Raw genomic sequence first — 12,273 nt, forward strand, 5'->3', positions numbered from 1 at the left:
ATTGTTAATTATAGATATATTTGCTCCGAATTTTGGTTTTACTATCAACTATCGTTGAGGTAAATTAAAAGGGAATTTGGTGTAAATCCAAAACTGTTCCCGCAACTGTAAGCTATAAAGCTTGTAACTATAACTTTTACCACTGCGTAAGCGGGAAGGTAAGTTACAAGACGCAAGTCAGGAGACCTGCCAAAGTTATGTTTGATTTTAAATCTTCGGGATAAAGATTTTAAAATGTACATAATGAAACAATATCTATTTATAATATTTTTTTTTACCGCTATTTTAAATGTTTTAGCTCAGCAGGATACTATTTTTAACAGCTTGGATGAAGTATTTATCCAAGCTAATAAGCGTCTTTTAATTAATTCTAAAACATTAAAAGTTATTCAGTTAAATGATTCTGTTATTTTAAATAATAATGAGTCTTTTACGAATTTACTCAGGTTTAATTCATCTCTATACTTTAGAGAGCAGGGGGCCGGTGGATCTAGTTCTGTTAGTTTTAGAGGTACATCTTCATCTAATACTGCGGTTATGTGGAATGGTATTAATATAAACTCGATTAACAATAGTCAAACCGATTTTAATTCTTTAACTGTTGGGTTATTTGATGAAATAAATGTTAGAAGTGGAGGAGGTACTATTGAGTATGGTTCAGATGCAATTGGTGGTACTATACATATTAATGATTTATTAAAGTTTGATCATAATAAAAATATTAGTAATAATATTATTACTTCATATGGAAGCTTCAATACATTTAATAGTCTTTATAAATTAAAGTTTAAATCTAAAAGATATTCTTTAAATTTTGGGTTATCATTTAATGGGTCAGATAATGATTATCCTTTTTTAGACTCTGATTTTAAAAATACTAATGGGAGTTATAAAAATTATGCATTAAACTTTTCTAATGCATTAAAGATTTCTAACAAATTGGTTTTAGAATTATTTTCAACATTCTATTTTGGGGATCGTTTATTTTCAGGAGAATTGCCTAATCCATCTTCAGCTAATGATAAATATCATGATATTAACCAAAGAAACCTATTGTCACTAATTTATTCTAGTAATAATTTCCGCTATACAGGAAGAGTTGGGTATTTATATCAGAAGTATAAATTTTTTGAAAATAAAAACTCAAAAGTTTTTAATTACGGAACATCTAAAAGAATAATTACAGATTTTACATTAGATTACCAGTTTGTTAATATGGATGCTGTAATTTCATCTATTAGTCGCTTTGAGAGTGTTTATGGAGAAACAGATCAAATTAATCAGAAAAATAGAATAGAGTTTTCTCAATCTTTAATTTATAAACACAATATTTTAGATAAATTTTTATACGATTTAAAATTAAGAAAAGATTACAATTCAGATTTTCAAGTGCCTTTAAGTTTTTCTTTTGGTTTTAAGTTAAATATTTTAGATAATTTATTTATAAGGGCAAATACTTCAAAAAATTACAGGATACCATCTTACAATGATTTGTTTTGGCCAGGACAGGGGAATTTAAATTTGATTCCAGAGTCCTCTTTACAGGGTGAGTTAGGGTTTGGCTTTAAAACAAAAAGTTTATTTTTTGATATAGCTTATTTTAATATTAATACTAAGGATAAGATAATATGGACACCTAATGGTGATCCAAACAGACCTGGTGTGTGGGTGCCTTTAAATATTGATAAAACGAATAATAAAGGAGTTGAGTTTTCTAGTACTTTACAACACACATATTTTAACAAAATACTAGCAAATTATTCTATAAACTTTACTTATGTTGTAACGCTAGATAAGACGACTGGATTACCCCTACCATTCATTCCTGAAAATGTTTTAAATTTTAATATGTCTTACGCTTATAAAAAATATTCATTCTTTTATCAATTTTTATTTAATGATAAGGTTTTCACAACAAAAAGCAATAGCCAAGATTATAAAGTAGATAGTTACTCGATTAATAATATTGGTGTGAATTATGATTTAATAAAATCAAAAAAAAATAAACTAAACATTGGTTTTAAGTTTAATAACCTATTTAATAAAAAATATTTTATTGTGACAAATAGACCAATGCCAGGATTTAATTACAATTTTAATATAAACTATAAATTTTAAAAATGAGAAAAACCAATTTTATATTTAAAACATTATTAGTACTAGGTGTTTTAACTTTTGTTTCATGTAGTGATTCAGATAACAATTCTGTACCAAGAGGAGATTATGAAAATGGAATACTTATTTCAGGAGAAGGATCAGGAGCAGGTAGTGGATCGGTGTCTTATATTTCTTATGATTATACTGTTGAAGAAAGTAGAATATTTAATAAAGTAAACTCTAGTGATTTAGGAACTTACTTACAATCTATTTCATTTGATAGTGATAGAGCATATATAGTTGTTGATTTACAAAACTCTGTTACAGTAGTTGACAGGTATACGTTTGAAGAATTAGGTAAAATTACAGAAGATTTATCTAATCCTAGATATATGGAAGTTGTAGGCAATAGAGGATATATCACTAACTGGGGTGATGGAAGTAATGAAAATGATGATTTTGTTGCTATAGTAGATATTAATAGCTTTGAGTTGATTGAAAAGATTAATGTAGCTAATGGACCAGAGAGAATAGTTCATAACAATGGTAAATTATACGTATCGCATAAAGGAGCTTACTCTACAAATAATATAATTTCTATTATTAATTTAACAGATAATAGTATTGATACAATTACAGTAAAAGATAATCCAGATGAAATATCATTTAATTCAAATAATCAATTGGTTGTTTTATCTGAAGGAAGAACTATTTATGACGCCTCTTATAACGTAATAGGACATACTTTGGCAGGTATTACGACAATAAATATTCAAAGTAATGAAATTGTTTCTGAGGTTGTTTTTGATGAAGGTATTCATCCTTCATTAATGGATATAGATAATGAAACTTTATATTATAGTATTGGTAATAATATTTATAAAATAAATATTGATGATTCTTCACCCTCAACAACTGTTTTGTTATCTGCAGCTGAAGGTTATCTATACGGAATGAGTGTGGAAAATGGCATGTTATATAGTGCAGATGCTAGTTTTACAGATGTTAGTAAATTAAATATTTTTAATTTAGCTTCAAATAACATAGTAAAAACTTTAGATGCCCCTTTAGGAGCTTCAAAAATATATTTTAACTAACTTTTAAAATAAGCTTTGAAAAAGAAAATTTAAATTAATTGTTATTGCTATTGTTAAAAAAGCTCTTGAGAAATCAAGAGCTTTTTGTTATTAAATTAATTTTTTTACTTCCTGTTTAATGAATGCAATAGCTGTTTCGGTTGGACTTTCAACTTGAGAATAATCAATTAAAACATTTTCTCTAAGTTCTTTTGCGTTTTCACTATTTTCTGCAACATTTCTAAGTTTATTAATTATAGCTAGTTTGGATCCAACAACAGCTTTCCAGCTATCGTCAGAAACATAAATTTGTTGTACTAAATTATGTTCAAACTCTTGTTCTATATTACTTATTAATAAGTGCAAATAACTATCAGTATTATCACCTATTGGGTTTACTCTGAGTAGTAGTTTAGATGGGCTTATTCTTTCACAAAATAATAGCAAACGTTCATATGCTTGAAGTTTAATGGGTAGACTTTCTTTTTTTTTAGCTACCAAAGCCTCAAACTTTTTTTCATTATCATCTTTCTGTAAAAAAGCACTAAACATAAAATAGGCAACACCACCACTAACAAGAGCGGGTAGTGCATATGATATTCCTTCAATAATTTTATCTTCCATAGGGCTAATATATTTATTTGTTTAAGAAATTTAAAGCTAAATATGTATTTACTACTTTATTATTTCTTAACTATTATAAAGTTTGTTGTAGGCTAAACCTGTTATTATGGCTAATCCAAAGCTTAAAAGGGTTCCTATTAAAATGTACTCTGTCAATTTTCTGTCTTTAGCATCTGTTAAATCACCAAATCTAAAAATAGATTTAGCTGCTAATAAAAAACCAACACCTTCCCATCTACCAAGTATTATAAACATAAAGACAAATAAACGTTCTAAAATACCGATATATTTCCCAGCTTTAGCTAATGATTTTTCATCATTTTTTAAATTAAGTTCAGGAGTCCATTGAGATATAATTACACTAATTATAATAGAAGAAGCATAGGTGACAAATAAAAGACAGCTTATTAAAAATAAGTTTTTTTCTGAAAAAAGAACATCAATTTCTAATGAAAACGCATCATATAATAGACATACCATAAATATGATTAAAAGATGTAAAAATTGATCTAAAAAAAAATACAGTCGCTTATTTTTCTTTTTTTGAATGTATATTTTACAAACATCAATTACAAAATGAGTTATGATAAGAATTATATATGCACCCCAATATTTTGTATTAAAACCTAGTGTAACCAGTAAAAGTAAAGCGTGTACACCAATATGAAGGTAAAGTTTTTTTGACTTAATTTTATGTTTTTCTTTGTTTGTTACCCATTTTGTAGGTTGAAAAACAAAATCACCTAATAAATGTGCTAGTAATATTTGAGTAAATAAAAACATTAGGCGTTTAGTTTTGAATTGATAATATTTTTATAACGGTTTTCAAGTTTCATTATTTCTTCAAAACCTGCTCTTTTTCTGCGTTTACTAATCCCAGCTTGTGAAATATTTAGTAGTTCACCTATTTCTTTCTGAGTTTTATCTGGGTTTAAAAGCGAAACATAAACAAACTCAGCAGAATTAGCTGTCCAATCATCCATAGTTAATAAAGCTAAACTAACAGAAACATCTAATTCTTCATTAATATTATTCCATGGTGTTTTAAAGCTTAAATGTTGTTTTTTTTGAAGATTGTCAAAAGCATGTCCAGAATTTATAAAGGCTTCACCATTAGATTCGCTAACGGTATCTGCCTCAAAAGATTTTTTTCCAATTCCAACAGCAAGTCTAACATCTATATTACCTATTTTTTTTATACCTGATTTTACAAGTAAACAAGCAAAAAGTGCTTTTTCAGGAGTAGTTTCTAATTGAAAGCTGTCTCCTCTATATACTTCCCAGTTTTTAGGAGTGTTGCCAAAAGTTTTTAAAATATTTTTTAGTGTAGGTAACCAAGTATCTACAGCAATATTTCTAGAATTTATAATATCACCAGTAATTACACTTGTAGTTTTCATAGTATTTTTAATTGGTTAGGCTAAATATACAACTTTATTATAACTATTTATCGTTATTATTTATTTAAATAACCTTTTTAGGTTATAATTATAATTATTCCTCTTTAAAGGAATGTTTTGTATTGTGTTTATCCATGATCATATTGTGAATAAAAAAAGACAAATACCCTTTAAAAAACCTAAAAGATTGGTTAATTTTCCGATTTAAAATACTTTCAATTTTTATTCCATTGAGTACTTATTTAGAACAACTTAACGAACCACAGAGAGCAGCAGTAATGCAAAAAGATGGTCCAATGATCATTATTGCAGGAGCAGGATCGGGAAAAACTAGAGTGTTAACTTATAGAATTGCGCATTTAATGCAGCAAGGAGTTGACGCTTTTAACATTTTATCGTTGACTTTTACTAACAAAGCTGCGAGAGAAATGAAAGAAAGGATTGCAAGCGTAGTTGGACATAGTGAAGCTAAAAACTTATGGATGGGTACTTTTCACTCTGTGTTTGCAAGAATTTTAAGATCTGAGGCAGATAAATTAGGATATCCATCAAATTTTACCATTTATGATACTCAGGACGCTGTTAGGTTAATCACCTCCATAATAAAGGAAATGAATTTGGATAAAGATAGGTATAAGCCTAAGCAAATACTTAGTAGAATATCCTCTTTTAAAAACAGCTTAATTACGGTTAGAGCTTATTTTAATAATTCAGACTTACAAGAAGCTGATTTGATGGCTAGCAGACCTAGAGTAGGGGATATTTATAAAGAATATGTTGACAGGTGTTTTAAGTCTGGTGCAATGGATTTTGATGATTTATTGCTAAGAACAAATGAATTATTAGCTCGTTTTCCAGATGTGTTAGCTAAATACCAAGACCGTTTTAGATATGTTATGGTAGATGAGTATCAAGATACTAACCATTCTCAATATATTATAGTAAGAGCTTTAGCAGATCGTTTTCAGAATATATGTGTAGTAGGAGATGACTCGCAAAGTATTTATAGTTTCCGTGGCGCAAACATCAATAATATTTTAAATTTTCAAAAAGATTATCCAGATGTAAAAACTTTTAAGTTAGAGCAAAATTACCGATCTACCAGTAATATTGTAAATGCTGCAAATTCTGTAATAGCTAATAATAAAACGAAGTTAGATAAAGAAGTTTGGACGGCTAATGATGCTGGTGGTAGCATAAAAGTTATGCGAACCATTTCTGATGGAGAAGAAGGTAGGTTTGTAGCACAATCTATATGGGAAAATATGATGAATCATCAGTTAAAAGCAGATGCTTTTGCTGTTTTATATAGAACAAATTCACAGTCGAGAGCCATAGAAGATTCATTACGAAAGAAAAATATTGATTATAAAATTTACGGAGGTATTTCATTTTACCAACGTAAAGAAATTAAAGATTTACTATCGTACTTACGCCTAATTGTAAATCCGAGTGATGAAGAAGCTTTAAAAAGAGTTATTAATTATCCAGCAAGAGGTATTGGTGCTACCACTATAGATAAAATAACTATTGCAGCAAATCATTACAATAAAAGCATCTTTGAAATCATATCTAATATAGAGTTTTATGATGTTAAAGTTAATGGTGGAATTAAGGTTAAAATGCAAAATTTTGCCAATATGATTCATCGTTTTCAAATAGAAACAAAAACGAAGAATGCATATGAAATTGCCGATTTAGTGGTAAAACAAACTCTTTTAGTTAAAGATTTACAAAAAGACGGAACACCAGAAGGAGTTAATAAAGTAGAGAACGTTCAAGAGTTATTAAACGGAATAAAAGATTTTATTACCGATAAAATAGAAACAGGTGAAGACGCTTCTTTAACCTCATTTTTGGAAGATGTAGCTTTGGCAACAGATTTTGATTCTGATAAAAACGGAGATGTACCAAGAGTTGCCCTAATGAGTATTCACCAATCAAAAGGACTTGAGTTTCCTTATGTTTATATTGTTGGTTTAGAAGAAAGTTTATTTCCCTCTGCTATGAGTATGAATACCAGAAGTGAGTTAGAAGAAGAGCGTAGGTTGTTTTATGTAGCCTTAACTCGTGCAGAAAAGCAAGCATACTTAACATACGCACAAACTCGTTATAGGTGGGGTAAGTTAACAGATGGTGAACCAAGCCGATTTTTAGAAGAAATTGATGATCAATATTTGGAGTATTTAACCCCAAAAATGCCAGAACCAAGCGTTAATAGATTTATAGATGCCGATTTATTTGATGATGCTCCTAAAAAAATCAGATTTCAAAAACCAGTACAAAAAAAGCGTCAAGAGTTTTTAAAAAAGAAACAAACCACATCTTTAATTCCGCCCAAAAGTAAAATGAAAAAGGTTTCCGACACAAATACTAATGTAAATTTATTTGATGGTGATATAGCTGTTGGAAATATGGTGGAACATAACAGGTTTGGAGCTGGTGAAGTATTAGCTTTAGAAGGAAAAGGACCTAATAAAAAAGCAGAAATACAATTCGCCACCGTAGGTAAAAAGAAATTATTGTTACAATTTGCAAAATTAAAAGTCATAGGATAATTATTAAATATCCTTTGATAACTAAAATTAATCACTATTTTGCAACAAATAAATATTGAAAATGAACATGTCGTTTGATTTAGAATACAACTCAGAAAGACCTTTATTGATTATTCCTGAATATGGAAGACATATACAAAAGCTTGTAGATCATTGTGTTTCTTTACCTACAAAAGAAGAAAGAAATACCATGGCACAGGCAATTATTGACGTAATGGGTAATTTACAACCTCATTTACGTGATGTACCAGACTTCAAACATAAACTATGGGATCAATTACATATTATGTCTGATTTTAATTTAGATGTAGATTCTCCTTATGAAACACCATCTAAAGAAGAATTACAAGAGAAGCCTGAGCGTTTACCATACCCAAAAGCAGCCTCAAAGTATCGTTTTTACGGTACTAACATTCAAGGTATGATAGATATAGCACTTACTTGGGAAGATGGTGATTTAAAAGAAGCATTAGTATATACTATTGCTAACCACATGAAAAAATGTTATTTAAACTGGAATAAAGATACAGTTGAAGATGCTGTAATTTATGAGCATTTGTATGAACTTTCTGATGGGAAATTTGATTTAAGAGGAACAGAAGATGAACTTACAGATGCTAAAAGTTTACTAAGAAATAGAAGTAACCAAGGAAAGAAAAAAACAAACAAAAACACGAAAACTAGAAGAAAATAAATGGCATCATTTAAAATAGAAGGTGGTCATAAACTAAAAGGGATTATTACACCTCAAGGAGCAAAAAACGAAGCATTACAAATACTGTGTGCAGTTTTATTAACTCCAGAAAAAGTAATTATAGAAAACATTCCAGATATTATTGATGTTAACAAACTAATTTTCATCCTAGGTGAATTAGGAGTTAAAATTGACAAGTTAAGTGCAAATTCTTACTCTTTCCAAGCAGATGATATCAATCTTAACTATTTAGAAAGTGCCGAATTTAAAAGAGACGGAAGTTCTTTAAGAGGATCAATAATGATAGTTGGTCCATTATTAGCTCGTTTTGGTAGAGGATATATTCCGCGTCCAGGAGGTGATAAAATTGGTAGAAGAAGATTAGATACACATTTTGAAGGTTTTATAAACTTAGGTGCTAAGTTCCGCTACAATAAAGAAGAGTATTTTTATGGTGTAGAAGCAGAAGATGGTTTAACAGGTACAGATATGTTGTTAGATGAAGCTTCTGTAACAGGTACAGCCAACATTATTATGGCAGCTGTATTAGCAAAAGGTACTACTACAATATACAATGCAGCTTGTGAGCCATACATTCAGCAATTAAGTAAAATGCTAAATAGCATGGGAGCCAAAATTTCTGGAGTAGGTTCTAACTTATTAACTATTGAAGGGGTTACCTCTTTAAAAGGATGTACTCACAGAATTTTACCAGATATGATTGAGATTGGTAGTTGGATAGGTTTAGCTGCTATGACACAATCAGAAATTACTATTAAAGATGTAAGCTGGAAAGATTTAGGTCAAATTCCAGATGTTTTCAGAAAATTAGGAATTCAGTTACAAAAGCAAGGAGACGATATTTATATTCCTGAGCAAGATAGTTATGAAATTCAAAATTACATTGACGGTTCAGTATTAACTGTAGCAGATGCACCATGGCCTGGATTTACTCCAGATCTTTTAAGTATAGTTTTAGTAGTTGCAACCCAAGCAAAAGGAACGGTGTTAATTCATCAAAAAATGTTTGAAAGTCGTTTATTCTTTGTAGACAAACTAATAGATATGGGAGCTAAGGTAATTTTATGTGATCCACATAGAGCTACAGTAATTGGTCATGATCGTCAATCACAATTAAAAGCTACAAAAATGACTTCTCCTGATATTCGCGCAGGAATATCTTTGTTAATTGCAGCATTATCTGCAAAAGGCACAAGTATCATCAATAACATAGAACAAATTGATAGAGGTTACGAGCGTATTGTTGAAAGATTGCAAGCCATTGGGGCTAAAATTGAAAGAATTCAAGATTAAAAATTATATATAAATATGTTGAAGAATAGTGTCAAGTTGGCACTATTTTTTTATTGGCAATATTCTTGCTAATAAATAAACGAAAATGTTAAGAAGAATTTACAATGAGTAAAGATCAATACACCAAAGAAGACGAATTAAAAGATAATATTGAAAAAGGAAACTTAGATGAGTTAACACAAGAAAATCAAGAAGTTTCTGATAATTCTAAAGATAAAAAAGAAGAAGCTAAACCTTCAACAGAAGACCTGTTAGCTGCAGAAAAAGATAAATTTCTACGCTTGTTTGCAGAATTCGAAAATTATAAGAAGCGAACTAGTAAAGAAAGAATAGAATTATTTAAAACGGCAAACCAAGAATTAATGACAGTTTTACTGCCAGTTTTAGATGATTTCGAGCGTGCACTGACACATATTGAAGATGATAAAGAAGCGGAAGAACTTAGAAAAGGTGTATTATTAATTTATCAAAAATTATTAAAGACTTTAGAAGGCAAAGGTCTATCGGCAATAGAAGTAAATGCTGGTGATAATTTTGATGCTGAAACGCATGACGCTATTACACAAATACCAGCACCTTCAGAAGATTTAAAAGGAAAAATAATTGATTGTGTAGAGAAAGGATACAAATTAGGAGACAAAATAATTCGTCACCCAAAAGTTGTAGTTGGACAATCATAAATTAAGATAACAATCAACAAAAGCAATTATTTATATAGTTTAGATAATTGAAATATGTTAATTGATAATAGAATACAATGGCAAAACAAGATTATTACGAAATATTAGGAATATCTAAATCCGCAACACCAGCAGAGATTAAAAAAGCTTATCGTAAAAAAGCGGTTCAATATCATCCAGATAAAAATCCAGGAGATAAAGAGGCTGAAGAGAAGTTTAAATTATGTGCAGAGGCTTATGAAGTTTTAAGTGATGACCAGAAGAAAGCCCGTTATGACCAATTTGGTCATGCAGCCTTTGAAGGTGGGCAAGGTGGTTTTGGTGGCGGAGGTATGAATATGGATGACATCTTTAGCCAATTCGGAGATATTTTCGGAGGTGCCTTTGGTGGTGGTTTCGGTGGCGGATTTGGTGGTCAGCGTCAAGCCCGAGTAAAAGGAAGTAATCTACGTATTCGTGTGAAGTTAACCCTTGAAGATATTGCCAATGGTGTTGAAAAGAAGGTTAAAGTTAGAAGAAAAGTTCAAGCAGATGGAGTAACCTATAAAACTTGTACAACTTGTAACGGTTCTGGACAACAAATGCGAGTTACAAATACCATTTTAGGTAGAATGCAAACAGCTACTACTTGTAGTACTTGTCAAGGAGCCGGAGAAATGCTAGATAGTAAACCATCTGGAGCAGACGCTCAAGGAATGGTAGTGAAAGAAGAAACTGTATCTATTAATATTCCTGAAGGAGTAACGGAAGGTGTGCAGTTAAAAGTAGGAGGTAAGGGTAGTGAAGCTCCAGGTAAAAACGCTATTCCGGGAGATTTATTAGTTTTAATAGAAGAATTGCCTCATGAAACTTTAAAAAGAGAGGGAAGCAATATCCATTATGATTTGTATGTAAACTTTTCTGAAGCAGTATTAGGTACCTCTAAAGAAATTGAAACTGTTACAGGAAAAGTTAAAATAAAAATTGAACCAGGTACACAATCTGGTAAGATATTACGATTAAAAGGTAAAGGTTTACCTAGCATAGAACGTTATGGTTCAGGAGATTTCTTAATCCACATAAACGTATGGACTCCACAAGAGTTGTCTAAAGAACAAAAGCAGTTTTTTGAGAAAATGATGAATGATGATAACTTTAGTCCAAACCCACAAAAGAGTGATAAATCATTCTTCGAAAAAGTAAAAGATATGTTTTCGTAAAAAAAAAATATTTTTTTTGTTGTAAACTAAAAATATGTTGTATCTTTGTAGTGTTATTAGAGACGTCTAGTAACACTTTTTCTTTTTCATAGCAATTTTCCCACTCAGTCACTGAGTGGGTTTTTTTATGAACATGATTTAATTGTTATATATGTTAAGGTAGATCTATCTTATCGCCAATTTTTTTGGAGGAAAGTCCGGACACCATAGAGTAAGCATAGCGGATAACATCCGTCCAGAGTAATCTGAGGACAAGTGCAACAGAAAGGATGTACAGGTAATGCTGTAGTGAAATCAGGTAAACTCTATGCGGTGAAATGTCACGTATATTAGAACTTGAGTACTGCTCGTACGATTCTAAGGGGTAGACAGCTTGATTCCGAGAGTAATTTCGGAACTAGATAAATGATAAGAGCTTTTTTAAAGTTACAGAATCCGGCTTATTGATCTACCTTTTTTTATTCATACTTTACTATAATTCAGTTCAAAAAGTTATTTTTATTATTGATATAAATTGTCAATTTAACAATTAAACACTTTTTATTTATTCTTTTTTTATTGATTTCTTATAAATTTAAGTTCTAAAAAAATATAATGCATTAATTTTGAGTGTATGTTATTTATCTTTTAA

10 protein-coding genes, 1 other RNA gene and 1 riboswitch are annotated in these 12,273 nt (G+C 29.9%); of the genes, 8 read left to right on the forward strand and 3 right to left on the reverse strand.

Annotated features, from left to right (window positions below):
• The first annotated feature begins 16 nt into the window (after window positions 1–16).
• Window positions 17–208: riboswitch (cobalamin riboswitch) on the forward strand.
• Window positions 209–243: 35 nt separating this feature from the next.
• Together ACFQ1U_RS00750 and ACFQ1U_RS00755 are read left to right on the forward strand one after the other, a co-directional pair.
• Window positions 244–2,118 carry a TonB-dependent receptor plug domain-containing protein gene (locus ACFQ1U_RS00750; protein ID WP_386104290.1) on the forward strand — a complete coding sequence of 625 codons (1,875 nt, stop codon included), beginning with the start codon at window positions 244–246 and terminating at the stop codon, window positions 2,116–2,118.
• A gap of 2 nt (window positions 2,119–2,120) precedes the next feature.
• A complete protein-coding gene (locus ACFQ1U_RS00755) occupies window positions 2,121–3,194 on the forward strand; it encodes a YncE family protein (protein WP_386104292.1) in 1,074 nt (357 codons plus the stop codon).
• A 90-nt stretch (window positions 3,195–3,284) separates the two neighbouring features.
• Here ACFQ1U_RS00755 and ACFQ1U_RS00760 read toward each other — a convergent pair whose 3' ends face one another.
• From ACFQ1U_RS00760 to ACFQ1U_RS00770, 3 genes are all read right to left on the reverse strand, one after another.
• The gene (locus tag ACFQ1U_RS00760; RefSeq protein ID WP_386104294.1) at window positions 3,285–3,797 is read right to left on the reverse strand and encodes a DUF7935 family protein; all 513 of its coding nucleotides are present in this window, start codon (window positions 3,795–3,797) and stop codon (window positions 3,285–3,287) included.
• A gap of 66 nt (window positions 3,798–3,863) precedes the next feature.
• Window positions 3,864–4,580 (reverse strand): DUF3307 domain-containing protein, encoded by a 717-nt coding sequence (locus tag ACFQ1U_RS00765; RefSeq protein WP_386104296.1) that lies wholly within the window; start codon window positions 4,578–4,580, stop codon window positions 3,864–3,866.
• A complete protein-coding gene (locus ACFQ1U_RS00770; protein ID WP_386104298.1) occupies window positions 4,580–5,197 on the reverse strand; it encodes a transcriptional regulator in 618 nt (205 codons plus the stop codon). Before ACFQ1U_RS00770 ends, ACFQ1U_RS00765 begins: the two co-directional genes overlap by 1 nt.
• A gap of 230 nt (window positions 5,198–5,427) precedes the next feature.
• Here ACFQ1U_RS00770 and ACFQ1U_RS00775 point away from each other — a divergent pair, with 230 nt between their 5' ends.
• From ACFQ1U_RS00775 to rnpB, 6 genes are all read left to right on the forward strand, one after another.
• Window positions 5,428–7,755: an ATP-dependent helicase gene (locus ACFQ1U_RS00775; RefSeq protein ID WP_386104300.1), complete on the forward strand. Its 2,328-nt coding sequence runs from the start codon at window positions 5,428–5,430 to the stop codon at window positions 7,753–7,755.
• Window positions 7,756–7,822: 67 nt separating this feature from the next.
• The gene (locus ACFQ1U_RS00780; protein WP_386104848.1) at window positions 7,823–8,449 is read left to right on the forward strand and encodes a DUF4290 domain-containing protein; all 627 of its coding nucleotides are present in this window, start codon (window positions 7,823–7,825) and stop codon (window positions 8,447–8,449) included.
• The gene (gene murA / locus ACFQ1U_RS00785) at window positions 8,450–9,763 is read left to right on the forward strand and encodes a UDP-N-acetylglucosamine 1-carboxyvinyltransferase (RefSeq protein WP_386104302.1); all 1,314 of its coding nucleotides are present in this window, start codon (window positions 8,450–8,452) and stop codon (window positions 9,761–9,763) included.
• A gap of 104 nt (window positions 9,764–9,867) precedes the next feature.
• Window positions 9,868–10,443 carry a nucleotide exchange factor GrpE gene (locus ACFQ1U_RS00790; protein WP_386104304.1) on the forward strand — a complete coding sequence of 192 codons (576 nt, stop codon included), beginning with the start codon at window positions 9,868–9,870 and terminating at the stop codon, window positions 10,441–10,443.
• Between the two features lie 77 nt (window positions 10,444–10,520).
• Window positions 10,521–11,642: a molecular chaperone DnaJ gene (dnaJ, locus tag ACFQ1U_RS00795; RefSeq protein ID WP_386104306.1), complete on the forward strand. Its 1,122-nt coding sequence runs from the start codon at window positions 10,521–10,523 to the stop codon at window positions 11,640–11,642.
• A 156-nt stretch (window positions 11,643–11,798) separates the two neighbouring features.
• Window positions 11,799–12,101: RNase P RNA component class A (gene rnpB / locus ACFQ1U_RS00800), an RNA gene on the forward strand.
• The last annotated feature ends 172 nt before the right edge of the window (window positions 12,102–12,273 follow it).

The organism is Tenacibaculum geojense (assembly GCF_042676005.1).
Classification (GTDB): domain Bacteria; phylum Bacteroidota; class Bacteroidia; order Flavobacteriales; family Flavobacteriaceae; genus Polaribacter; species Polaribacter geojense.